We start from the raw sequence: 23,639 nt of genomic DNA, 5'->3' as shown, positions 1-23,639 counted from the left end.
CAACATTCATGGTCTGTAAGAGGCAAAAATGGCATTATGCGCCCCTTACGACAAAACTGGCATCGACCAGGTTCAGGCAGAAAGGTTATCAATGAGCTGGATTGAACGAATTAAAAGCAACATCACTCCCACCCGCAAGGCGAGCATTCCTGAGGGTGTATGGACCAAGTGCGACAGCTGCGGTCAGGTACTCTACCGCGCCGAGCTGGAGCGCAACCTGGAGGTTTGTCCTAAGTGCGATCACCATATGCGCATGTCGGCGCGTAATCGCCTGCATAGCCTGTTGGATGAAGGTTCTCTGGTAGAACTGGGTAGCGAACTTGAGCCAAAAGATGTGCTGAAGTTCCGCGATTCAAAAAAATACAAAGACCGCCTGGCGTCCGCTCAGAAAGAGACGGGCGAGAAAGACGCGCTGGTGGTGATGAAAGGTACGCTCTATGAGATGCCGGTGGTTGCCGCCGCCTTTGAGTTCTCCTTTATGGGGGGCTCGATGGGTTCCGTCGTCGGTGCACGCTTTGTGCGCGCGGTGGAGCAGGCGCTGGAAGACAACTGCCCGCTGATCTGTTTCTCCGCCTCCGGCGGTGCCCGTATGCAGGAAGCGCTGATGTCGCTGATGCAGATGGCGAAAACCTCCGCCGCGCTGGCAAAAATGCAGGAGCGCGGATTACCGTACATCTCCGTGCTGACCGACCCGACCATGGGCGGCGTATCGGCGAGCTTTGCGATGCTGGGCGATCTGAACATTGCCGAGCCGAAAGCGCTGATCGGCTTTGCCGGTCCTCGCGTGATTGAGCAGACCGTACGCGAGAAGCTGCCGCCGGGATTCCAGCGCAGCGAGTTCCTGATTGAAAAAGGGGCGATTGATATGATCGTTCGCCGCCCGGAAATGCGTCTCAAGCTGGCCAGCATTCTGGCGAAGCTGATGAACCTGCCGGCGCCGGTTCCCGCTTCGGAAGCGCCTAATGAAGGCGTGGTGGTGCCGCCGGCACCGGATCAGGAACCAGAGGCCTGATAAAGCAGAGGGCAGGGCCTGGCGGCGCTGCCCTTTTTTATTCATACGCGTTAACCGTCAATTCTTGCGGGCATCATGGAAAAAGATCCTATTCCTCAGGCCACGTCGCCCCTGGCTACGTGGCTTTCTTATCTGGAACATCTGCACAGTAAAACCATCGACCTGGGGCTGGCGCGCGTCAGCGAGGTCGCCGGGCAGATGGCTATCGTCAAACCGGCGCCGTTTGTCTTTACGGTTGCTGGCACCAATGGCAAAGGCACCACCTGCCGTACCCTGGAAACCGTCCTGATGGCGGCTGGCTATAAAGTGGGGGTTTACAGCTCCCCGCACCTGGTGCGCTACACCGAACGCGTGCGCATTCAGGGAGCTGAACTACCGGAGGCGGCGCATACGGCCTCGTTTGCTGAAATCGAAGCGGCGCGCGGTGACATATCGTTGACCTATTTTGAGTACGGCACGCTCTCGGCGCTGTGGCTGTTTAAGCAGGCGCAGCTGGACGTGGTGATCCTTGAGGTCGGGCTGGGTGGCCGTCTCGACGCCACTAACATCGTGGATGCTGACGTGGCGGTGGTCACCAGCATCGCCCTCGATCATACCGACTGGCTGGGGCCGGATCGCGAAAGTATCGGCCGGGAAAAAGCGGGTATCTTTCGTGCCGGTAAACCGGCGGTGGTGGGTGAGCCGGATATGCCGCACACCATTGCCGACGTGGCCAGCGAGAAAGGCGCGCTGCTCCAGCGCCGCGGCGTCGACTGGCGCTATGAGGTGGAGGGCGAAACATGGTCCTTCCACGACGGGGCCGGGGCGTTAAGCTGCCTGCCGCTGCCTCAGGTGCCGTTGCCGAATGCGGCGACGGCCGTGGCGGCGCTGCGCGCCAGCGGGCTTGCTGTCGATGAGACTATCCTCCGCGATGGGATCCGCGATGCGATGCTGCCGGGACGCTTTCAGATAATCAGCGACGCCCCGCGGGTGATCCTCGATGTAGCGCATAACCCACACGCGGCGGCCTATCTCGCCGGGCGTCTCAAAACGTTAGCGAAAACGGGACGCGTGCTGGCGGTTATTGGTATGCTGCATGATAAAGACATTGCCGGCACGCTGGCCAATCTGGCCCCGGAAGTCGATGCCTGGTACTGTGCGCCGCTGGAAGGCCCGCGCGGAGCGACGGCGGAGCAACTGGTGGAACATTTGCGTGGCGGCACAGTCTATACCAGCGTGGCGCAGGCGTGGCATGCGGCCATGGCTGACGCTAAAGTGGAAGATACCGTGCTGGTGTGTGGTTCATTTCACACCGTAGCGCAGGTAATGGAAGAGATAGACGCGGGGAGAATCGGTGGCGAGTAAGTTTCAGAACCGTTTAGTCGGGACAATCGTGCTGGTGGCTCTGGGGGTGATTATCCTGCCAGGGCTGCTGGACGGGCAGAAAAAGCATTACCAGGATGAGTTTGCCGCGATCCCACTGGTGCCGAAACCGGGCGATCGCGATGAACCGGATATGTTGCCAGCGGCGACCCAGGCGTTGCCTTCGCAACCGCCGGAAGGGGCGGCGGAAGAGGTGCGGGCGGGCGATGCCGCCGCGCCATCGTTAGATCCGTCGCGTATTCCGGTGAACAGCAACAGCTTCGATGACGTTCAGGAGCCGGTGGTGGCCGCGAAACCGCAACCCAAGCCGCAGCCGAAACCACAGCCACAGCCGCAACAGCAGGCCGCGACGCCAACGCCGCAGCCGGCTAAGCCGCAACAGCAACAGCCACAGCAGCAGCAGCAGGCGGCCCTGCCGGCGCCGACCGGCAAAGCCTATGTGGTTCAACTGGGCGCGTTGAAGAACGCCGATAAAGTGAATGAGATTGTCGGTAAACTACGGGCCTCGGGTTTCAAAGTCTATACGTCGCCTTCGACGCCGGTACAGGGTAAAATTACCCGCATCCTCGTCGGCCCGGATGCATCAAAAGACAAGCTGAAAGGCCAACTGGGCGATCTGCAACAGATCTCCGGACTCAGCGGGGTCGTGATGGGCTTCACCCCAAACTGATTGTTTTTTTCGCAATGCGGAGAGAACGTTGCGGGGAGAAACGCCCCGCAAACCCTGTCTCAGCCGCCCTGAAGAGGCGAAAGGCAGTCTGGCGTTGAATGTTTTTTCAGCGCCATTTTTATTTCTGTAGGGCATGGAAATCCCTACGCAAACGTTTTCTTTTTCTGTTAGAATGCGCCCCGAACTGGACGACAGGGCGTAAATCGTGGGACGTATATGGTCTGGATTGATTACGCCATTATGGCGGTGCTGGGTCTTTCTTGCCTGGTCAGCCTGATCCGCGGCTTTGTTCGCGAAGCTTTATCGTTAGTGACGTGGGGTTGCGCGTTTTATGTCGCCAGCCATTACTACGCTGACCTGTCTGTCTGGTTTACGGGCTTTGAGGATGAACGGGTTCGAAATGGGATTGCTATTGCGGCGCTGTTTATCGTGACGCTCATCGTTGGCGCTATCGTGAACTATGTGATAGGTCAGCTGGTGGAGAAGACCGGTTTGTCAGGTACCGACAGGGTATTGGGGATCTGCTTCGGCGCGCTACGTGGGGTGCTGATCATCGCCGCTATCTTGTTCTTCCTTGACACTTTTACCGGGATGGCGAAGAGCGATGACTGGCATCAGTCGCAGTTTATTCCCTATTTTACCCCCGTCATCAGATGGTTTTTTGAATACCTGCAAAGCTCGTCAAGTTTCTTGCCTAAAGTATAGACTTTGGGTCGTTGCTGAACGAGGAAAAGACGTATGTGCGGTATTGTCGGTATCGCCGGTGTTATGCCGGTTAACCAGTCGATTTATGATGCGCTAACGGTGCTCCAGCACCGTGGACAGGATGCCGCTGGCATCATCACCATTGATGCCAACAACTGCTTCCGGTTGCGTAAGGCTAACGGGCTGGTAAGCGACGTATTCGAAGCCCGCCACATGCAGCGTATGCAGGGCAATATGGGTATTGGCCACGTGCGTTATCCTACGGCGGGCAGCTCCAGCGCCTCCGAGGCGCAGCCGTTTTACGTTAACTCGCCGTATGGCATCACATTGGCGCATAACGGCAACCTGACTAACGCACACGAGCTGCGTAAAAAGCTGTTTGAAGAAAAACGCCGCCACATCAATACCACCTCTGATTCCGAAATCCTCCTCAATATTTTCGCCAGCGAGCTGGATAACTTCCGCCACTACCCGCTGGAAGCGGACAACATCTTCGCTGCGATTGCGGCGACCAACCGCCAGATCCGCGGCGCGTATGCGTGCGTGGCGATGATTATCGGTCATGGCATGGTGGCCTTCCGCGACCCCAACGGCATTCGTCCGCTGGTGCTGGGTAAACGTGACGTTGGCGACGGCCGCACCGAGTATATGGTGGCGTCTGAAAGCGTGGCGCTCGATACGCTTGGTTTTGAATTCCTGCGCGATGTCGCACCGGGCGAAGCGGTCTATATTACCGAGAAAGGCCAGCTGTTTACCCGTCAGTGTGCCGATAATCCGGTCAGCAACCCGTGCCTGTTCGAGTACGTCTATTTTGCCCGTCCGGACTCGTTTATCGACAAAATTTCCGTCTACAGCGCCCGCGTCAACATGGGGACTAAGCTGGGCGAAAAGATTGCCCGTGAGTGGGAAGATCTGGATATTGACGTCGTTATCCCGATCCCGGAGACCTCCTGCGATATCGCTCTGGAAATCGCCCGCATTCTCGACAAGCCTTATCGTCAGGGCTTCGTGAAGAACCGCTACGTCGGCCGGACGTTTATCATGCCGGGTCAGCAGCTGCGTCGTAAATCTGTTCGTCGTAAGCTCAACGCCAACCGTGCGGAATTCCGCGATAAGAACGTGCTGCTGGTCGATGATTCCATTGTACGCGGCACCACCTCTGAGCAGATCATTGAGATGGCGCGCGAAGCGGGGGCGAAAAAAGTTTATCTGGCCTCCGCTGCGCCGGAAATTCGTTTCCCGAACGTGTACGGTATCGATATGCCGACCGCCAACGAACTGATCGCCCATGGCCGCGAAGTGGATGAGATCCGCCAGATCATCGGCGCCGATGGCCTGATTTTCCAGGATCTCAACGATTTGATCGACGCGGTGCGCGCGGAGAACCCGGATATTCAACAGTTTGAATGCTCGGTGTTCAACGGCGTGTACGTCACCCGGGATGTCGACCAACAGTACCTCGACTACCTTGACTCCCTGCGTAACGATGATGCCAAAGCGGTACAGCTGCAGAACGAAGTCGAAAATCTGGAGATGCACAACGAGGGTTAACCCCTTCGCGCATCGCGGGCCTGCCGTTCCTGAGGGACGGCGGGCCTTTTTTTATCCCATTGGTGGTGCCTCAATGGTTGCGCCAGAGGCTATAATCCGGCAAAGTCTGCGGCACACGCGCAAGGGGTAACAGAACGTGAAACGACTGATTATTGGCATTTCTGGCGCCAGCGGCGCTATCTATGGCGTGCGGATGCTGCAGGTGCTGCGGGGTGTGCCGGAGATTGAAACCCATCTGATCCTCAGCCAGGCGGCGCGGCAAACGCTGGCCCTCGAGACCGACTTCAGCGTGCGCGACGTGCAGGCGCTGGCCGATGTGGTGCATGACGCCCGCGATATCGCCGCCAGTATCTCTTCCGGTTCGTTTAAAACCGCCGGGATGGTGATTTTACCCTGCTCAATGAAAACGCTCTCTGGCATTGTCCATAGCTATACGGATGGCCTGCTGACGCGGGCGGCCGATGTCGTGCTGAAGGAGCGTCGTCCGCTGGTGCTCTGCGTGCGGGAAACGCCGTTCCATCTCGGCCATCTGCGATTGCTGGTTCAGGCCGCGGAGCTCGGGGCGGTCATTATGCCACCGGTGCCGGCCTTTTATCACCGGCCGCAAAGCCTGGATGATGTCATCAACCAGACCGTCAATCGGGTGCTCGATCAGTTCGATATTAGCCTGTCTCAAGACCTGTTTACCCGCTGGCAGGGGACACTGGATTGCACTAAATAAGTGCATTCAATGTACGCTTGCGCCTCGGTGGTGCAAATTTGTCGTCCCGATCAAATCCTCGACATTTATTTCGTCTTTTTGCGCTGAGGCACTGCGGTTTCGCCAGTAATGCTGGTATCTTCCCTTCCAAGACAATCCTGCAACTTTATTTTAACAAATTTAACCCTGTTCCCGGCACGCACCGGGAAGATGGCACAAAAACTGCAGGATTGATCGGCAATCACCATAACAAGCAACGCACCACATCACGATACGACACTTAAGGGTACTGTATGAAGAAGACGATTCTGGCTCTCTCTTTACTCGTGGGAATGAGCAGCACGGCGAGCGTGTTTGCTGCTCTGCCGCAGAGCATTCGCATTGGCACTGACGCGACCTATGCGCCATTTTCGTCGAAAGACGCAAAAGGGGACTTTGTGGGTTTTGATATCGATTTAGGCAATGAGCTGTGCTCCCGAATTAAGGTGAAATGTACCTGGGTCGGCAGTGATTTTGACTCCCTGATCCCCTCCCTCAAAGCGAAGAAAATTGACGCCATCATCTCTTCGCTCTCCATCACCGAGAAGCGTCAGCAAGAGATCGCCTTCTCTGACAAGCTTTATGCCGCTGACTCGCGTCTGATCGCCGCCAAAGGGTCGCCGATCCAGCCGACGCTGGAGGCGCTGAAAGGCAAGCACGTCGGGGTGCTGCAAGGTTCTACTCAGGAAGCCTATGCCAACGACCGCTGGCGCAGCCAGGGCGTTGACGTGGTGGCCTACCAGAACCAGGATCTGATCTATTCAGACCTTGCTGCAGGCCGTCTGGATGCGGCGCTGCAGGATGAAGTCGCCGCCAGCGAAGGCTTCCTGAAACAGCCTGCCGGGAAAGATTTCGCCTTCGCCGGCCCGTCGGTGAAAGATAAAAAGTACTTTGGCGACGGTACCGGTATCGGTCTGCGTAAGGACGACGTCGAACTGAAAGCCGCGTTTGATAAAGCGCTGGGCGAGATACGTAAAGACGGCACCTACGACAAAATGGCGAAGAAATACTTCGATTTTAACGTTTACGGCGACTAAGACTGCTGCAGGCCCGCACGATAGTGTGGGCCTGACGCCATACTCGTGATCCTGCCCCAGAACGGTGCAACAAAAAACGCTGTGGATCATTTCAGTGCAAAAGCAGCCAGTTTTTTGGCTAAAAAATGCATAGTTAAGCGTTTCTGATGCAAAAAATCGGCCTTTCTGGTGCATAAATCTTTGCCCTCAAGGGGCGAATAATGGCACGATAACTGGCGTAAATAGTTCTAATAAACCCGTTAGAATGACAGTCTGTCGAGGATAGTTATGAAAAAACTGGCGTTGTCTCTCTCTTTAGCGCTGGCCCTTTCCAGCGTTTCCACGGTCTTTGCCGCCATTCCGCAAAAAATTCGTATTGGCACCGATCCGACTTATGCCCCCTTCGAATCGAAGAATGCGCAGGGGGAATTGGTGGGTTTTGATATCGATCTGGCAAAAGAGCTGTGTAAGCGTATTAATACCCAATGTACCTTTGTTGAAAACCCGCTGGATGCACTGATCCCCTCCTTAAAAGCCAAGAAAATCGACGCGATTATGTCTTCGCTGTCGATTACCGAAAAGCGCCAGCAGGAAATTGCCTTCACCGACAAGCTGTACGCGGCAGATTCGCGTCTGGTGGTGAAAAAGGGCAGCCCGGTAACGCCGGATCTGGCCACGCTGAAAGGTAAGCGCGTGGGCGTGCTGCAGGGGACGACTCAGGAAACCTATGGCAATGAGCACTGGGCGCCGAAAGGTATCGAAATTGTCTCCTATCAGGGGCAGGACAATATCTATTCCGACCTGACCGCCGGCCGTATCGACGCCGCGTTCCAGGATGAGGTCGCGGCCAGTGAAGGGTTCCTTAAACAGCCTATCGGTAAAGATTACCAGTTTGGCGGACCGTCGATTAAAGATGAGAAGCTGTTCGGCGTCGGCACCGGTATGGGGCTGCGTAAGGAAGACAACGAACTGCGTGAAGCGCTGAATAAGGCGTTTGCAGAGATGCGTAAGGACGGCACCTACGACAAACTGGCGAAAAAATACTTCGATTTTAACGTATACGGCGAATAATTCTCACGCCTCACCACTGCGCGTGCGTTTCACGCGCAGTGGTGAATGACAGACAGGGTAGGCAGCATGCTGTATGGGTTTTCACAGGTTATTTTGCAGGGTGCGCTCGTCACCCTGGAGCTTGCGCTCAGCTCGGTCGTTATTGCGATCCTGATCGGGCTGGCCGGCGCTGGCGCGAAGCTATCGAGCAATCGTCCTCTGGCGCTGGTGTTTGAAGGCTATACCACACTGATTCGCGGCGTCCCCGACCTGGTGCTGATGCTGCTGATTTTCTATGGCCTGCAGATTGCGCTAAACAGCGTCACTGATGCGCTGGGCATGACGCAGTTTGATATCGATCCGATGATCGCCGGGATTATCACCCTCGGCTTTATCTATGGCGCCTATTTTACGGAAACCTTCCGCGGCGCCTACCTTGCGGTGCCAAAGGGGCATATCGAAGCGGCTACCGCATTCGGCTTTAGCGGCGGGCAGACGTTCCGGCGTATTCTGTTCCCGGCGATGATGCGCTACGCGCTGCCGGGGATCGGCAACAACTGGCAGGTTATCCTCAAGGCAACGGCGCTGGTCTCGCTGCTGGGTCTGGAGGATGTGGTCAAAGCCACGCAGCTGGCCGGGAAAAGCACCTGGCAGCCGTTCTACTTTGCCATCGTCTGCGGCCTGATTTATCTGGTGTTTACCACCCTTTCTAATGGCGTACTGCTGCTGCTCGAACGCCGCTATACCGTTGGCGTGAAGAGGGCTGACCTGTGATTGAAATTATTCAGGAGTACTGGAAATCACTGCTGTGGACCGACGGCTATCGCTTTACCGGCGTGGCAATAACCTTATGGTTGCTGATCGCCTCGGTGGTGATGGGCGGCGTTATGGCGGTGTTTCTGGCGATCGGCCGCGTCTCAAGCAATAAATTTATCCAGTTCCCCATCTGGCTGTTCACTTACATCTTTCGCGGCACGCCGCTGTATGTGCAACTGCTGGTTTTTTACTCCGGCATGTATACCCTGGAAATCGTCAAAGGCACGGAACTGCTGAACGCTTTTTTCCGCAGCGGGCTAAACTGCACGGTGCTGGCGTTAACCCTGAATACCTGCGCCTATACCACTGAAATTTTCGCTGGGGCGATCCGCTCAGTACCTGCCGGGGAAATTGAAGCGGCGCGGGCCTACGGCTTCTCGTCCGTCAAACTGTACCGCTGCATTATTCTGCCTTCCGCGCTGCGCATTGCGCTACCGGCCTACAGTAACGAAGTGATCCTCATGCTGCACTCCACCGCGCTGGCGTTTACCGCTACGGTGCCCGATCTGCTGAAAATCGCTCGCGATATTAACTCCGCGACCTATCAGCCGTTCACTGCCTTTGGCATCGCCGCGGTGCTCTATTTAATTATCTCGTATGTGCTGATTAGCTTGTTCCGTAAAGCGGAAAAGCGCTGGTTGCAGCATATCAAACCTTCTTCGACGCATTGAGAACGCCATGTCCGACAATAAATTAAACGTTATCGATCTGCACAAACGCTATGGAGAACACGAGGTGCTGAAGGGCGTCTCCCTGCAGGCGAAAGCCGGGGACGTGATCAGTATCATCGGTTCATCGGGTTCCGGGAAAAGCACCTTTTTGCGCTGCATTAACTTCCTCGAAAAACCGAGCGAGGGCACGATCGTCGTCAGTGGCCAGAATATTGGCCTGGTGCGGGATAAAGACGGCCAGCTGAAGGTGGCTGACAAGAACCAACTGCGTCTGCTGCGTACTCGCCTGACCATGGTGTTCCAGCATTTCAATCTGTGGAGCCATATGACGGTGCTGGAGAACGTCATGGAGGCGCCGATTCAGGTGCTGGGCTTAAGCAAACAGGAAGCGCGCGATCGCGCGGTAAAATACCTGGCCAAGGTCGGGATTGACGAACGTCAGCAGGCGAAATACCCGGTACATCTCTCCGGCGGCCAGCAGCAGCGTGTCTCTATTGCCCGCGCGCTGGCGATGGAGCCGGAAGTGCTGCTGTTTGATGAGCCGACGTCAGCGCTGGATCCGGAACTGGTGGGCGAAGTGTTGCGTATCATGCAGCAACTGGCGGAAGAGGGAAAAACCATGGTGGTGGTGACCCACGAAATGGGCTTTGCCCGCCACGTCTCTTCGCATGTTATTTTCCTGCATCAGGGCAAAATTGAAGAAGAAGGGCATCCGGACGCGCTGTTTGGCGCGCCGAAAAGCCCGCGCCTGCAGCAGTTTCTGAAAGGTTCGCTGAAATAAATGCTTCACCCGGCGTCTGTGGGCGTCGGGTGAGATTCACGCTCCAGCCGATAGATCCAGTCATCGTAATCGACGCCGTTCAGATGATAGGCTTTCTCCAGCACCTGGGTGCGCACAAAGCCCTGTTTCTCCAGCAGACGCGATGAGCCACGATTTTCTCCCAGCACCCAGGCATTGATGGCCTGCACGCCCAGCGTGCTGAAACCATAATCGCAGATCGCACGCAGCGCTTCGCTGGCGTAGCCTTTTCCCTGAGCCTGCGGCAGCAGGGCGTAGCCGACGTCAGCCTCGTGCGGATTTTTCGGACTGATGCGTAGCCCAATATCGCCCAGTGCGTCGCCGCGTTTATCTCGCAAAACAAACACCCCGGGATCGGCACAGCGGCTGGCAAACACGCTGCGCAGCGCCGTCTCGCTTAACACTTCCCCCATGAAACGCATCACCTGCGGATCCTGACGCAGGCGCAGAAAAAAGGGCCAGTCGGCGGCAACAAAGTGGGTAAGCGAAAGGCGCAGCGTGGTTATTGTCGTCATAAAGCAGTCAATACGGAGAAAGGAAGGTCCACCTTACCACTTTGCTTCTTCTGATTACACCGGCGAACCGGCCAGTCAGCGGCCGGCTGGCGATGAACTCAGGAGTTTCAGGTGTCCCTGTACGCGCTGGTTGTCCGGGATACTACGAAGCTGCAGCGCCAGGTTGAGGCTATCCAGGAGTTGAGCATGAGCCACCAGCGTAGAATCGGCGGCGAGGCGCTTCTCCGCGACCAGCCAGTCAACGACGGTTTTCCAGCGCCATAGCGGGGAGTTGCCTGTAACCCGCTGGACCGGCCCGGGAAAACGCCCACTACCGCGAGTGCCTTCTTTTAGCATGGCGATAGCCTGGCGGGAGACGCCAGTGAGCTCGGCGATATCGCTCAGCCCCACCAGCGTTGAATCTACCGATTCCACACGGACCTGGGGTAGCGCGGCGGATTCAACGTCGCGGATCGCGGACAGTACCGCCTGTTCGAGAGATTCGCTATCGCGGTCAAATTCCAGGTAGACCGCAGTGCCGTAGAAGCAGATCAGCGCATCGCTACAGCCTGCGGCAAAGAGCGCATCTTCCAGTCCTGGCGTCTGGCTGGTGACGCCGGAAAGCGTCAGCGTAAAATTAAAAAGCGGCATCGTTTAGCGTTCCTTATGCGTGTGCGTGATACGGTCCGTCGCTGAAAGCGAGCAGCGTTCGATCATTCTGATGATCTGCCGGGCATGATTTTCAGGCGACGCAGGCGTCGACCATATGCTCATCATGTGCTGACGGTGTTCGGCTATCCCGCAAATCAGCCGCGCAAAGCAGTGGCTGCTTCTGCCCGCGGGTATCACTATCCAGCCCTCCGCCAACGCTCTGGCGATGGCGGCCCTGATATGTTTGTCCGGATGTTCCTTCATCGCGATGTCCTGCTCAGAATAAAAGGAGTGTTGACGTTCGTCAACATTTTTGGCGATAAAAGCATCGCCAGGACGTTATGGCAGAAGAAGTCATTTGACGTTGGAATACACTTCACAATCAACGCGGTGAAGGGAACAGAAGAAAAAACGTTGCGAGGCAGTGTCCAGTTGGAGGGAATCAGGGGAGCCAATGCTCCCCCGTTTAGCCATTATCCCAGCACATCCTTGAGCGCTTCGTCCAGATCGTACCAGCGGAAGGCGAAGCCAGCGGCTTCCAGACGCTTAGGCAGCGCGCGCTGGCCACCGAGCACCAGGACGGCGGATTCACCCATCAGCAGGCGGATAGCGGCGGCAGGAACGCGGAAAATGGCTGGTCGATTGAGCGCATGACCCAGCGCGTGGGCGAACTGTTCGTTATGCACCGGATAGGGAGAAACCATATTGAACGGGCCGCGTAGATCGTTATCCAGCAGCCACAGAATGCCGTTAACCATATCGTCGATATGGATCCAGGCCAGGTACTGTCTGCCGCTGCCGATGGGCCCGCCGAGGCCGAGCTTAAAGGCGGGCGTCATTTTGCCAAGAATACCACCCCGCGGGGCCAGTACCACACCGGTGCGCAGCAGGCAGACGCGGGTCTGTTCGCTTTGCGCTTCGCAGGCAATTTGCTCCCAGCGGGCGCAGAGCTTATGGGTAAACTCATTGTGCGGTGGCTCTTCTTCGGTCACCACCACCTCGCCGAGATCGCCATAGTAGCCGGTGGCGGACCCGCTGATCAGCACGGAGGGAGGCGTGTCGCTGGCGTGGATCAGGCCAACCAGCCGCTGAGTGAGATCCCAGCGGCTATGGCACAAGCGTTGTTTCTGCTCGGCCGTCCAGCGTTTATCAGCAATGGGCTCGCCTGCCAGATTGATGACGGCATCAATCTCGTTGAGGTGGTGATGGCCTTCGAAATCGCGCCACAGCGTGACGCGCGGATCGAGGCGGGCGCGGGCGGTATCTGGATGCCGTGTGGATACCGTGACGCTATGCCCCAGCTCCAGTAACCGGGGTATCAGATGTCGGCCAATCAGGCCCGTGCCACCCGTAAGCAGGATCTTCATACCACCTCCCTGACATCGTTATCGCCGCCAGCTCATGGTCATCGACACCGAGTCGGCATAGCGCAGCGCATGAAGTTTATCGATCTCCACTTCAGCATATGTGACCCAGTGATGTTCGCATGCGATATTCAGCACATCCTGAGTTAATTTTTCCAGTAGCGAGAAACGGCCATTCTCAAGATGACTGATGATGCGCTTGGTAATGGTGCGGTAGTTCAGCGCATCATTGATGTCTTCGCTGTCGCGTGCCTTATCGGCGGGATAGTGAATCGCAACATTCACCACCACGTCCTGGCGGTTGGCGATCTCTTCCTCTTTAATTCCAATAAAAGTACGCAGGCGCAGGTTCTTAATACGAATAATGGCGTCTGGTTGAGACATTGCAGGCTTCCTCCGTGTTGTAAGTCCTGCAATCATACAACAAAGCGCGACGGGCGAGCAGGGGGTTAATAAGGCTGAATTTTTAGCATTGCTTCAACCGTCGCCGGCCGCTGCTTAATGCGCTCATACCAGTTGTGTACCGCCGGATAGTTCGCCAGATCGATACGCTGTCGGACATGGCTGTTGACCCAGGGCCAGGCGGCAATATCGGCGATGCTGTAATGGTCGCCGCCAAGCCATGGACTGGCTTCGAGGCGGTGATTGAGAACCCGGTACAGTCGCTGGGTTTCCACCTGAAAACGTTCAATGGCGTAGGGCACTGTTTGCGGCGCCGAGTGGGTAAAATGCTGATTTTGCCCCAGCATCGGCCCAAGACCGGCGACCTGCCAGAATAGCCATTGCAGAGTAATATAGCGCTCCCGCAGTTCACCGCTCAGCAGCTTGCCGCTTTTCTCCGCCAGATAGAGCAGGATGGCACCGGATTCGAAGACGCTCAACGGCGCTCCACCATCGGCAGGCATGTGGTCGACAATCGCCGGGATTTTGTTATTCGGCGAAATCGCCAGAAACTGCGGATGAAACTGTTCCCCTTTGCCGATATCGACCCGAATTAGCCGATAGGCCAGCTGCGCCTCTTCGAGAAACAGGGTGATTTTGTGGCCGTTTGGGGTGGGTGCATAGTAGAGATCGATCATAATATTTCCCGCCGTCGTGGGTCGCAAACTGTTCGAGTATAGGTGAAGCTGCGCAACCCGGGAGGAAATCCGCGAGCGGCGCGTCGCTCTGGAGGCAGCCACTTGATGCTGACGCGCGGACGAGCAGTGACATCGCCGGCAAGCCAGGCTATGTTGGCTTATTGTCCTGTTTACCACCCTTGAGGAAGCCATGAGCCAGCCTGTGATTACCCTGTGGTCCGATGCCGATTTTTTCTCACCGTATGTGATGTCTGTCTATGTCGCTCTGCAGGAAAAAAGCCTGCCTTTTAGCCTTAAAACCGTCGATCTGAACCGCGGCGAACATCTGCAGGCTGGCTGGACGGGCTATGCCGCCACCCGTCGCGTACCGCTGCTGGAGGTTGATGATTTCGCGCTGAGCGAGTCCTCGGCGATTACCGAGTATCTGGATGAGCGTTTCGCCCCGCCGGAGTGGGAGCGCATTTACCCGCATGACCTGCAAAAACGCGCCCGCGCCCGGCAGATCCAGGCCTGGCTGCGCAGCGATCTGGTGCCGATTCGTGAAGAGCGATCCACCGCCGTGGTGTTTGGCGGGGTGAAAATGCCGGCCCTCAGCGAGGCAGGCAAGCAATCTGCGGAAAAACTGTTTGCTACCGCCGCTACGCTACTGGCCCACGGCGGGCAAAATTTATTTGGCGAATGGTCTATTGCCGACGCCGACCTGGCGCTGATGCTCAATCGTCTGGTTCTCAATGGCGATGAGGTGCCGGAGGCGCTGGCCGATTATGCGACTTTCCAGTGGCAGCGGGCTTCAATCCAGCGTTACGTGGCGCTTTCCGCCAAACGCGCAGGCTGATCGCCCGCCGCGCTTCCGCTATCATAGTGGCATCGTAACCAGTGGAGATGGAATCTATGAAACTGATGTTTGCCTCCGATATTCATGGTTCGCTGCCCGCTACGGAACGCGTGCTTGAACGGTTCGCGCAAAGCGGCGCCAGGTGGCTTATTATTCTCGGCGATGTGCTCAATCACGGGCCACGCAATGCGCTGCCGGAAGGGTATGCGCCGGCGGAGGTGGCCGAGCGGCTTAACAGCGTGGCGGAGCGCATTATTGCCGTTCGCGGCAATTGCGACAGCGAAGTGGATCAGATGCTGCTTCGTTTTCCTATGACCGCGCCCTGGCAACAGGTGCTCAGCGAACGCTACCGCCTGTTTCTGACCCATGGCCATCTGTATAGCCCGGAAAATTTGCCGCCGCTGGACGCTGGTGATGTTCTGGCTTATGGCCATACTCATATTCCGGTCGCGGAAAAACGCGGTGCGATCTACCTGTTTAATCCAGGCTCAGTGAGTATCCCGAAAGGGGGATATTCCGCCAGCTATGGGCTGCTGGATGAGGGGCGTCTGCAGGTTTTAGCACTCAATGATAATCAGGTTATTGCAGAGGTCGCAATTTACCCGTAATTTAGCCCTCAATCATAAAGACGCGCCGTGAGAGCGCTTTCAAAGTAAGGTTTCCTGATGGCGGAACAGAATCATTTGGCAAGCACAGAATGGGTCGATATTGTTAATGAAAACAATGAGGTGATAGCACAATCCAGCCGCGAGCAGATGCGCGCGCAGTGCCTGCGTCACCGGGCGACCTATATCGTCGTTCACGACGGAATGGGAAAAATTCTGGTGCAGCGACGCACCGAGACAAAAGACTTTCATCCGGGCATGCTGGATGCGACCGCCGGCGGCGTCGTTCAGGCCGATGAGCAACTGCTGGAGTCTGCCCGTCGCGAAGCCGAAGAAGAGTTGGGCATCGCGGGAGTACCGTTTGCCGATCACGGTCAGTTTTATTACGAAGATAAGTTCTGTCGCGTCTGGGGAAGCCTGTTCAGCTGCGTCTCGCATGGGCCATTTGCGCTGCAGGAAGAAGAGGTAAGCGAGGTGTGTTGGTTAACGCCGGAAGAGATCACTGCCCGCTGTGATGAGTTCACGCCGGACTCACTGAAAGCGCTGGCGCTGTGGATGACCCGTAACGCGGGTAATGAGTATGATGACGCGGAAGAGGGCGAGTAATATCGCCATCGCGCAGCAGCAACAGCTGCTCGCCTCCTGATGAAAAAAGGCAGCCATCTGGCTGCCTTTTGCTTTTATCTCAGCGGGGAATTAATTCTGCTGCTGAGCTGACTGGATCGCGGTCAGAGCGATGGTATAGACGATATCGTCAACCAGCGCGCCACGAGACAGGTCGTTGACCGGCTTGCGCATACCCTGCAGCATCGGCCCGATGGAGATCAGGTCGGCAGAGCGCTGTACCGCTTTGTACGTGGTGTTACCGGTGTTCAGATCCGGGAAGATGAACACGGTCGCGCGGCCAGCAACCGGCGAATTCGGCGCTTTGGATTTCGCCACGTCAGCCATGACGGCGGCGTCGTACTGCAGCGGGCCATCGATCATCAGGTCAGGACGTTTTTCCTGCGCCAGACGGGTCGCTTCGCGGACTTTCTCAACATCACTACCCGCGCCGGAGGTACCGGTGGAGTAGGAGAGCATCGCTACGCGCGGTTCGATACCGAAGGCAATCGCGGAGTCAGCGGACTGAATGGCGATTTCCGCCAGCTGTTCTGCCGTCGGATCCGGGTTGATCGCGCAGTCGCCGTAGACATAAACCTGTTCCGGCAGCAGCATGAAGAATACGGAAGAGACCAGCGAGCTGCCCGGTGCGGTTTTGATCAGCTGCAGCGGCGGACGAATGGTGTTGGCGGTGGTGTGAACCGCGCCGGACACCAGGCCGTCGACTTCGTCTTGTTCCAGCATCAGGGTGCCGAGAACCACGTTGTCTTCCAGCTGCTCGCGAGCGACTGCTTCGGTCATGCCCTTGCTCTTACGCAGTTCGACCAGGCGAGCCACGTAGCTTTCGCGAACCACTTCCGGGTCGACGATTTCGATACCCGCGCCCAGCTCAACGCCCTGCGCTGCGGCAACGCGGTTGATCTCATCCGGGTTACCCAGCAGCACACAGGTGGCGATGCCGCGTTCCGCACAGATAGCGGCGGCTTTCACCGTACGCGGTTCGTCGCCTTCCGGCAGGACAACGCGTTTGCCGGCTTTGCGCGCCAGCTCGGTCAGCTGGTAGCGGAAGGCTGGCGGGGAGAGACGACGGCTGCGTTCGGAGGTCGCGGTCAGCGATTCGATCCAGTCGGCGTTGATGTAGTTGGCCACGTATTCCTGAACTTTCTCGATGCGCTCGTGATCGTCAACCGGTACTTCGAGGTTGAAGCTCTGCAGGCTCAGGGAGGTCTGCCAGGTATTGGTATTGACCATAAACACCGGCAGGCCGGTGGCGAAGGCACGTTCGCACAGCTTGCTGATGCGCGAGTCCATTTCATAGCCGCCGGTCAGCAGAATGGCGCCGATTTCCACGCCGTTCATCGCGGCCAGGCAGGCCGCGACCAGCACGTCAGGACGGTCTGCCGAGGTGACCAGCAGCGAGCCTGCGCGGAAGTGCTCCAGCATGTGCGGGATGCTGCGCGCACAGAAGGTCACGGATTTCACGCGACGGGTGTTGATGTCGCCTTCGTTGATGATGGTGGCATTCAGGTGATGCGCCATGTCGATCGCGCGGGTGGCGATCAGATCGAAGCTCCACGGCACCGCGCCCAGCACCGGCAGGGAGCTGCCTTTCTGCAGCTGAGCCGGATCGATCTTCACGACTTTCGCTTTCGACGAGTCGTCGAAGATTTCGGACAGGTCAGGACGGGTACGGCCCTGCTCGTCGACCGGTGCATTCAGTTTGTTGACGATAACGCCGGTAATGCTGGTGTTTTTCGCGCCGCCAAAGCTGTTGCGGGTCAGTTCAATACGCTCATTCAGCTGTTCTGGCGTATCGGTGCCCTGCGACATCACGAAGACGATCTCCGCGTTCAGCGTTTTGGCGATTTCAAAGTTCAGCGCCTGGGCGAACTGATGCTTACGGGTCGGCACCAGACCTTCCACCAGTACCACTTCCGCGTCCTGGGTGTTCGCGTGATAGTTGGCGATGATCTCTTCCATCAGCACATCTTTCTGATTGCTGGAGAGCAGAGATTCAACGTGGCTCATCTTCAGCGGTTCAGCGGCGGTGGTGGTGGAGGAGCTGGCACGAACGATGGTGGTGGTCTGGTCTGGCGCATCGCCACCGGAACGCGGCTGAGCGATAGGTTTAAAGACGCTCAGACGAACGCCTTTGCGTTCCATAGCACGGATCACACCGAGGCTGACGCTGGTCAGGCCTACGCTGGTACCGGTAGGAATTAACATGATAGTACGGGACACGGTATATCCTCTTTCGTTACCGCCAGTATCAGGCGGGATACAAAACAGCACCACCAGCTACCCGTCATACTTCAAGTTGCATGCGCGTTGGCTCTACTTGCTCACCCCGGTCGCGTACGCTGTGTACGTGACCGGGGATTTGCTGCGTCGCCGCCTTCCTGCAGCTCGAATTATTGAAGGTTATGGCTGGCGGTGTGGAATTAAGCGGTCAGACGGCTGGCGTCTTGCGCGATGACCAGTTCTTCGTTGGTCGGGATAACTACGGCAGGACGGGTGCCTTCTTTGTTGATGAAACCAGACTTGCCGAAACGGGCAGCCAGGTTACGTTCGTGGTCAACTTCGAAGCCCAGTACGCCCAGTTTGCCCAGCGACAGTTCACGCACCATCGCGGCGTTTTCACCGATACCACCGGTGAAGATAACGGCGTCGAGACGGCCGTCCATCAGCGCGGTGTAGGAGCCGATGTATTTCGCCAGACGGTGGCAGTAAACGTCCATTGCACGCTTAGCATCCGCTTTTTCCTGGTAGTTGTCTTCCACGTAGCGGCAGTCGCTGGTGACTTCGGTCAGGCCCAGCAGGCCGGACTCTTTGGTCAGCATTTTGTTGATCGCGTCAACGCTCATGCCCAGGGTGTCGTGCAGATGGAAGATGATAGCCGGGTCGATGTCGCCTGAGCGAGTACCCATCACCAGACCTTCCAGCGGCGTCAGACCCATGGAGGTATCAACGCATTTACCGTTACGGATAGCGGAAACAGAACCACCGTTGCCGAGGTGGCAGGTGATGATGTTCAGTTCTTCCACTGGCTTGTTCAGGATCTTAGCGGCTTCCTGAGTGACATAGAAATGGCTGGTGCCGTGCGCGCCGTAACGACGAACGCCGTGATCTTTATACAGGCTGTACGGCAGGGCGTAGAGGTAGGATTCTTCCGGCATGGTCTGGTGGAATGCCGTATCGAATACTGCCACGTTTTTGTCTTTCAGGTGCGGGAAGGATTTCAGCGCTTCAGCGATGCCGATCAGGTGTGCCGGGTTATGCAGCGGTGCGAAGGACGCAGCGTCTTTAATACCCTGAATCACAGACTCGTCGATCACCACGGAGCTGGTGTATTTTTCACCGCCGTGTACGATACGGTGGCCGATTGCGGTCAGCTGAGCAGACAGTTCTGGTTTTTGTGCCAGAATAGTGTTAACGATAAAGTTCAGTGCTTCACTGTGCGCGGCACCGGCGCCTAATTCAGCTTCTTGCTTGCCGCCGTCAATTTTCCATTTGATACGGGCTTCCGGCAGGTGGAAGCATTCCGCTAAACCGGACAGATATTCGTCGCCGTTAACGGCATCAAGGATAGCAAATTTCAGAGAGGAGCTACCGCAGTTCAGAACCAGTACTAACTTACTCGACATGGAAGTACCTTTTTATGATACGTGGCTAAAAAAACGTCAGTGTGTCATTAGCGTAGCGCAGGATGACCTCGACATTTATGATTAACATCATGCCTTGTTCTGTTTTCGGGCACGATGAGAGAAGTACATTTGATTTTATGCCATTTTGCATAATTTTCAGCCAATGGCAGAATATGCGATAATTTGACTAGCCTGGCAAAAGAGTCTATCCGCCCTTTCAGGCGGGCACAGGATACCTGATTGCGGCATCCTTTGCCAAAATCTTTTGAACGATGTCATGCATAGTTGGTGTTTTGCACGAATTTTTTAAGTTTTATATGTAAAGTTGAGGTAAAGCCATGTCGACCCCTGAGAAACGCCCCGTTAGCTTCTTTAGCTTGTTCAACCGCGGGCAGCATTACGCAAAGACCTGGCCTCTCGACAAGCGCCTCGCGCCGGTGTTTATCGAAAACCGCATTATTCGTGCCACCCGCTATGCTATCCGTATCATGCCGCCGATCGCCATTTTTACGCTGTGCTGGCAGATAGCCCTGGGCGGCCAGCTGGGTCCCGCTGTCGCCACCGCGCTGTTTGCCCTGAGCCTGCCGATGCAGGGATTATGGTGGTTGGGTAAGCGTTCGGTGACGCCGCTGCCGCCCTCCATTCTTAACTGGTTTTACGAAGTGCGCGGCAAACTGCAGGAGGCGGGGCAGGCGCTGGCGCCGGTCGAAGGCAAGCCCGATTATCAGGCGCTGGCTGACACGCTTAAGCGCGCCTTCAAACAACTGGATAAAACTTTCCTTGATGATTTGTAATTCACTACGGAAAACGCATATAAAAGAAGGCGCATGATTTATGCGCCTTCTTTATTTCACGCCCTACCGTGCTACAGGAGTCACAACATGGAAATGACCAATGCGCAGCGTCTGATTTTATCCAATCAGTACAAAATGATGACGATGCTCGACCCGGACAATGCGGAACGCTACCGTCGTCTGCAGACCATCATTGAGCGTGGGTATGGGCTGCAGATGCGCGAACTGGACCGCGAGTTTGGCCAGCTGACGGAAGAAACCTGCCGTACCGTTATCGATATCATGGAGATGTACCACGCGCTACATGTCTCCTGGACCAACCTGAAAGACGCGGCGGGTATCGACGAGCGTCGGGTTACCTTCCTCGGATTTGATGCCGCCACCGAAGCGCGTTTTCTCGGCTATGTACGCTTTATGGTCAATATTGAAGGCCGCTACAGCCATTTTGACGCCGGCACTCATGGCTTTAACTCGCAGACCCCGATGTGGGAGAAATATCAGCGGATGCTGAGCGTCTGGCACGCCTGTCCGCGCCAGTATCACCTGAGCAGTAATGAAATTAACCAAATTATCAATGCCTGAGGGAGGTGCCCGTGCAGTGTAAAGGTTTCCTGTTCGATTTAGACGGGACGCTGGTGGATTCCTTGCCGGTGGTGGAGCGTTCATGGTGTAAGTGGGGCGATCGTTTCGCCATTGACCATGATGAAATTCTCAGTTTTATTCACGGCAAGCAGGCCATTACCTCTATTCGCCATTTTATGCCGGGTCGTAGCGAGGAGGATATCCAGGCCGAATTCCGCTTCCTCGAGCAGATTGAAGCCACTGATATCGAGGGCATTGTCGCGCTGCCGGGGGCGTTAACCCTGCTGAGTACCCTCAATGAGGCTGGGATCCCATGGGCGATTGTCACTTCCGGGTCGGTGCCGGTTGCCCACGCGCGTCATCGCGCGGCAGGCCTGCCAATGCCGGAGGTCTTCATCACCGCTGAGCAGGTAAAACACGGAAAACCGGCGCCGGACGCCTATCTGCTGGGCGCCGAGCGGCTGGGACTACCGGCCGATCAGTGCGCGGTGGTAGAAGATGCGCCGGCGGGGCTGCTCTCCGGCCTGGCGGCGGGGTGTCGCACCATCGCGGTCAACGTGCCTGTCGATGCCCCTCGACTGGATGAAGCCGACCTCGTGCTGAGCAGCCTGGACGATCTGGTGGTCGAACGTCAGACGGACGGCTATGTTAATGTGCGTCTTAAAGCGTAAACGTATGATTTCGCCCCGCGTTGCCGGGGCTTTTTTATGCCACTATGTCGACTCCCACTTGTGACAAGGAAACGTTGTGAACGGTGAATTGATTTGGGTTTTATCCCTTCTGGCTATCGCGGTTGTGCTGTTTGCTACCGGCAAGGTGCGCATGGATGCTATCGCCCTGATGGTCATTGTTGCCTTCGTCCTCAGCGGCACGCTGACGCTGAATGAAGCCTTTTCCGGGTTCAGCGATCCTAACGTGATCCTGATTGCCGCCCTGTTTATTATCGGTGATGGCCTGGTGCGTACCGGGGTGGCCACCAAGATGGGGGCGTGGCTGGTGAGTGTGGCGGGCAACAGCGAAACCAAGATGCTGGTTTACCTGATGCTCACCGTCGCCGGGCTGGGTGCGTTTATGAGTTCAACCGGGGTGGTCGCCATTTTCATTCCGGTAGTGCTCAGCGTGTCGGCGCGGATGAATACCTCTCCCTCGCGGCTGATGATGCCGCTGAGCTTTGCCGGACTTATCAGCGGGATGATGACCCTGGTCGCAACGCCCCCCAACCTGGTCGTCAACAGTGAACTACTGCGCGAAGGGCTGCACGGCTTCAGTTTTTTCAGCGTCACGCCGATTGGCCTGGTGGTGCTGATCCTTGGCATCGTCTATATGCTGGCGGTGCGCTTTATGCTGAAGACAGAGAATGGCGAATCCGCGCGCGATGGCCGTAAAAGAAGCACCTTCCGCGATCTGATCCGCGAATATCACCTCACTGGCCGCGCCCGCCGGCTGGCGATCCGTCCCGGTTCGCCGATGATCGGCCAGCGTCTTGATGATTTAAAACTGCGTGAGCGGTACTGTGCCAACGTCATCGGCGTCGAACGCTGGCGGCGATTCCGTAGGGTGATTGTTAACGTCAACGGGGTATCGGAATTCCGCGCCCGCGACGTCCTGCTGATCGATATGTCCGCCTCCGATGTCGACTTACGCCAGTTCTGTGGTGAGCAGATGCTCGAGCCGATGGTGCTGCGCGGCGAGTATTTTGCCGATCAGGCGCTGGATGTGGGCATGGCGGAGGTGTCGCTGATCCCGGATTCGGAGATGATTGGGAAAACGGTGCGTGAGATAGCGTTCCGCACCCGGTTTGGTCTCAATATCGTCGGCATGAAGCGCGATGGCGAGGCGATGGATGGTTCCGTGGTCGATGAGCCGCTGCAGCTCGGCGATATCCTGCTGGTGGTCGGCAACTGGCGGCAAATTGCCCTGCTGGCGAAGCGTGGGCGGGATTTCGTGGTGCTCAATATGCCGGTTGAAGTGGATGACGCTTCGCCGGCGCACAGCCAGGCTCCGCACGCGATTTTCTGTCTGGTGCTGATGGTAGCCCTGATGCTCACCGATGAAATTCCCAATCCGATTGCCGCGATCATCGCCTGCCTGCTGATGGGCAAATTCCGCTGCATCAACGCCGAAAGCGCCTATAAGGCGATCCACTGGCCGAGCATTATTTTGATTGTCGGGATGATGCCGTTTGCCCTGGCGCTGCAGAAAACCGGTGGGGTAGATCTGGTAGTCAAGGGACTGATGGACGTCGCCGGAAGCGAGGGGCCTTATCTGATGCTCGGCTGCCTGTTTGTAATGTGCGCGGCGATAGGTCTGTTCATCTCTAATACCGCGACCGCGGTCCTGATGGCGCCCATAGCCCTGGCAGCGGCGAAGTCGATGGGGGTGTCGCCCTATCCTTTTGCCATGGTGGTGGCGATGGCGGCTTCGGCAGCGTTTATGACTCCGGTTTCCTCGCCGGTCAACACCCTGGTGCTTGGCCCGGGTAAGTATTCCTTCAGCGACTTTGTGAAGATTGGCGTGCCCTTCACCGTACTGGTGATGGTGGTCTGCGTACTGCTGATCCCGGTATTGTTTCCGTTTTAAGGGTGTCAGGCCGGGTA

Annotated in this window: 27 protein-coding genes; 18 read left to right on the top strand and 9 right to left on the bottom strand. The window is 56.9% G+C overall.

Annotated features, from left to right (window positions below; translation table 11 throughout):
* Positions 1 to 91: 91 nt before the first annotated feature.
* The 6 genes from accD to CWM53_RS16210 all read left to right on the top strand — a co-directional run bounded on the left by accD (position 92) and on the right by CWM53_RS16210 (position 6,021).
* On the top strand, positions 92 to 1,012 hold the full coding sequence (accD, locus tag CWM53_RS16235) for an acetyl-CoA carboxylase, carboxyltransferase subunit beta (RefSeq protein ID WP_061153771.1): 921 nt from the start codon (positions 92 to 94) through the stop codon (positions 1,010 to 1,012).
* Positions 1,013 to 1,087: 75 nt separating this feature from the next.
* Positions 1,088 to 2,356, top strand: coding sequence for a bifunctional tetrahydrofolate synthase/dihydrofolate synthase (gene folC, locus CWM53_RS16230; RefSeq protein WP_100631065.1), 1,269 nt, complete (start codon positions 1,088 to 1,090; stop codon positions 2,354 to 2,356).
* Entirely contained in the window at positions 2,346 to 3,044 is a 699-nt protein-coding gene (gene dedD / locus CWM53_RS16225) for a cell division protein DedD (RefSeq protein ID WP_100631066.1), read from the top strand. The genes folC and dedD overlap by 11 nt, the downstream gene beginning before the upstream one ends.
* Before the next feature lie 216 nt (positions 3,045 to 3,260).
* A complete protein-coding gene (cvpA, locus tag CWM53_RS16220) occupies positions 3,261 to 3,749 on the top strand; it encodes a colicin V production protein (protein WP_002913214.1) in 489 nt (162 codons plus the stop codon).
* Positions 3,750 to 3,782: 33 nt separating this feature from the next.
* A complete protein-coding gene (gene purF / locus CWM53_RS16215) occupies positions 3,783 to 5,300 on the top strand; it encodes an amidophosphoribosyltransferase (RefSeq protein ID WP_100631067.1) in 1,518 nt (505 codons plus the stop codon).
* Positions 5,301 to 5,436: 136 nt separating this feature from the next.
* Positions 5,437 to 6,021, top strand: a complete 585-nt coding sequence (locus CWM53_RS16210) for a UbiX family flavin prenyltransferase (protein WP_074387934.1) — start codon at positions 5,437 to 5,439, stop codon at positions 6,019 to 6,021.
* Positions 6,022 to 6,086: 65 nt separating this feature from the next.
* On the opposite strand, the gene CWM53_RS31145 is transcribed toward CWM53_RS16210, so the two are convergent.
* Positions 6,087 to 6,248, bottom strand: a complete 162-nt coding sequence (locus CWM53_RS31145) for a hypothetical protein (protein ID WP_012540975.1) — start codon at positions 6,246 to 6,248, stop codon at positions 6,087 to 6,089.
* Between the two features lie 45 nt (positions 6,249 to 6,293).
* On the opposite strand from CWM53_RS31145, the gene argT reads away from it, so the two are divergent.
* The 5 genes from argT (at position 6,294) to hisP (ending at position 10,373) form a co-directional block, all read left to right on the top strand.
* Entirely contained in the window at positions 6,294 to 7,076 is a 783-nt protein-coding gene (argT, locus tag CWM53_RS16205; RefSeq protein WP_008803930.1) for a lysine/arginine/ornithine ABC transporter substrate-binding protein ArgT, read from the top strand.
* Between the two features lie 267 nt (positions 7,077 to 7,343).
* Positions 7,344 to 8,126: a histidine ABC transporter substrate-binding protein HisJ gene (gene hisJ / locus CWM53_RS16200; RefSeq protein WP_002913209.1), complete on the top strand. Its 783-nt coding sequence runs from the start codon at positions 7,344 to 7,346 to the stop codon at positions 8,124 to 8,126.
* Positions 8,127 to 8,192: 66 nt separating this feature from the next.
* Positions 8,193 to 8,879 carry a histidine ABC transporter permease HisQ gene (locus tag CWM53_RS16195; protein WP_061153777.1) on the top strand — a complete coding sequence of 229 codons (687 nt, stop codon included), beginning with the start codon at positions 8,193 to 8,195 and terminating at the stop codon, positions 8,877 to 8,879.
* A complete protein-coding gene (locus CWM53_RS16190) occupies positions 8,876 to 9,592 on the top strand; it encodes an ABC transporter permease (RefSeq protein ID WP_061153778.1) in 717 nt (238 codons plus the stop codon). The genes CWM53_RS16195 and CWM53_RS16190 overlap by 4 nt, the downstream gene beginning before the upstream one ends.
* Before the next feature lie 7 nt (positions 9,593 to 9,599).
* On the top strand, positions 9,600 to 10,373 hold the full coding sequence (gene hisP, locus CWM53_RS16185) for a histidine ABC transporter ATP-binding protein HisP (protein WP_008803931.1): 774 nt from the start codon (positions 9,600 to 9,602) through the stop codon (positions 10,371 to 10,373).
* Positions 10,374 to 10,378: 5 nt separating this feature from the next.
* Here hisP and CWM53_RS16180 read toward each other — a convergent pair whose 3' ends face one another.
* The 6 genes from CWM53_RS16180 to yfcG all read right to left on the bottom strand — a co-directional run bounded on the left by CWM53_RS16180 (position 10,379) and on the right by yfcG (position 13,979).
* Entirely contained in the window at positions 10,379 to 10,906 is a 528-nt protein-coding gene (locus tag CWM53_RS16180) for a GNAT family N-acetyltransferase (protein ID WP_074387935.1), read from the bottom strand.
* Between the two features lie 75 nt (positions 10,907 to 10,981).
* Positions 10,982 to 11,536: a helix-turn-helix transcriptional regulator gene (locus CWM53_RS16175; protein ID WP_061153780.1), complete on the bottom strand. Its 555-nt coding sequence runs from the start codon at positions 11,534 to 11,536 to the stop codon at positions 10,982 to 10,984.
* A 3-nt stretch (positions 11,537 to 11,539) separates the two neighbouring features.
* The gene (locus CWM53_RS16170; RefSeq protein WP_074387936.1) at positions 11,540 to 11,800 is read right to left on the bottom strand and encodes a hypothetical protein; all 261 of its coding nucleotides are present in this window, start codon (positions 11,798 to 11,800) and stop codon (positions 11,540 to 11,542) included.
* A 209-nt stretch (positions 11,801 to 12,009) separates the two neighbouring features.
* Positions 12,010 to 12,903 carry a TIGR01777 family oxidoreductase gene (locus CWM53_RS16165; protein WP_074387937.1) on the bottom strand — a complete coding sequence of 298 codons (894 nt, stop codon included), beginning with the start codon at positions 12,901 to 12,903 and terminating at the stop codon, positions 12,010 to 12,012.
* Positions 12,904 to 12,921: 18 nt separating this feature from the next.
* The gene (folX, locus tag CWM53_RS16160) at positions 12,922 to 13,284 is read right to left on the bottom strand and encodes a dihydroneopterin triphosphate 2'-epimerase (protein ID WP_002913200.1); all 363 of its coding nucleotides are present in this window, start codon (positions 13,282 to 13,284) and stop codon (positions 12,922 to 12,924) included.
* Positions 13,285 to 13,349: 65 nt separating this feature from the next.
* Entirely contained in the window at positions 13,350 to 13,979 is a 630-nt protein-coding gene (gene yfcG / locus CWM53_RS16155) for a GSH-dependent disulfide bond oxidoreductase (protein ID WP_074387938.1), read from the bottom strand.
* A 190-nt stretch (positions 13,980 to 14,169) separates the two neighbouring features.
* On the opposite strand from yfcG, the gene yfcF reads away from it, so the two are divergent.
* From yfcF to yfcD, 3 genes are read left to right on the top strand one after another with little or no spacing between them, the layout of a single operon-like run.
* Positions 14,170 to 14,814, top strand: coding sequence for a glutathione transferase (yfcF, locus tag CWM53_RS16150; RefSeq protein WP_061153784.1), 645 nt, complete (start codon positions 14,170 to 14,172; stop codon positions 14,812 to 14,814).
* 56 nt (positions 14,815 to 14,870) lie between these two features.
* Positions 14,871 to 15,422: a phosphodiesterase gene (gene yfcE, locus CWM53_RS16145; RefSeq protein WP_074387939.1), complete on the top strand. Its 552-nt coding sequence runs from the start codon at positions 14,871 to 14,873 to the stop codon at positions 15,420 to 15,422.
* 57 nt (positions 15,423 to 15,479) lie between these two features.
* Positions 15,480 to 16,025 (top strand): NUDIX hydrolase YfcD, encoded by a 546-nt coding sequence (yfcD, locus tag CWM53_RS16140; RefSeq protein ID WP_012540981.1) that lies wholly within the window; start codon positions 15,480 to 15,482, stop codon positions 16,023 to 16,025.
* 90 nt (positions 16,026 to 16,115) lie between these two features.
* Here yfcD and pta read toward each other — a convergent pair whose 3' ends face one another.
* Together pta and ackA are read right to left on the bottom strand one after the other, a co-directional pair.
* Positions 16,116 to 18,263 (bottom strand): phosphate acetyltransferase, encoded by a 2,148-nt coding sequence (gene pta / locus CWM53_RS16135; RefSeq protein ID WP_074387940.1) that lies wholly within the window; start codon positions 18,261 to 18,263, stop codon positions 16,116 to 16,118.
* A gap of 200 nt (positions 18,264 to 18,463) precedes the next feature.
* Positions 18,464 to 19,666 (bottom strand): acetate kinase, encoded by a 1,203-nt coding sequence (ackA, locus tag CWM53_RS16130; protein ID WP_061153787.1) that lies wholly within the window; start codon positions 19,664 to 19,666, stop codon positions 18,464 to 18,466.
* 338 nt (positions 19,667 to 20,004) lie between these two features.
* On the opposite strand from ackA, the gene yfbV reads away from it, so the two are divergent.
* The 4 genes from yfbV to CWM53_RS16110 all read left to right on the top strand — a co-directional run bounded on the left by yfbV (position 20,005) and on the right by CWM53_RS16110 (position 23,622).
* Entirely contained in the window at positions 20,005 to 20,460 is a 456-nt protein-coding gene (yfbV, locus tag CWM53_RS16125) for a terminus macrodomain insulation protein YfbV (protein WP_002913194.1), read from the top strand.
* Positions 20,461 to 20,547: 87 nt separating this feature from the next.
* Positions 20,548 to 21,042: a YfbU family protein gene (locus tag CWM53_RS16120; protein WP_012540982.1), complete on the top strand. Its 495-nt coding sequence runs from the start codon at positions 20,548 to 20,550 to the stop codon at positions 21,040 to 21,042.
* 11 nt (positions 21,043 to 21,053) lie between these two features.
* Positions 21,054 to 21,713, top strand: a complete 660-nt coding sequence (locus tag CWM53_RS16115) for a sugar phosphatase (RefSeq protein ID WP_064160840.1) — start codon at positions 21,054 to 21,056, stop codon at positions 21,711 to 21,713.
* Positions 21,714 to 21,789: 76 nt separating this feature from the next.
* Positions 21,790 to 23,622 carry an SLC13 family permease gene (locus CWM53_RS16110; protein ID WP_008803943.1) on the top strand — a complete coding sequence of 611 codons (1,833 nt, stop codon included), beginning with the start codon at positions 21,790 to 21,792 and terminating at the stop codon, positions 23,620 to 23,622.
* Positions 23,623 to 23,639 lie beyond the last annotated feature (17 nt).

This window comes from Klebsiella sp. A-Nf5 (assembly GCF_002810545.1).
GTDB lineage: Bacteria > Pseudomonadota > Gammaproteobacteria > Enterobacterales > Enterobacteriaceae > Klebsiella > Klebsiella variicola.
This window is presented reverse-complemented; position numbering and strand designations above follow the sequence as displayed.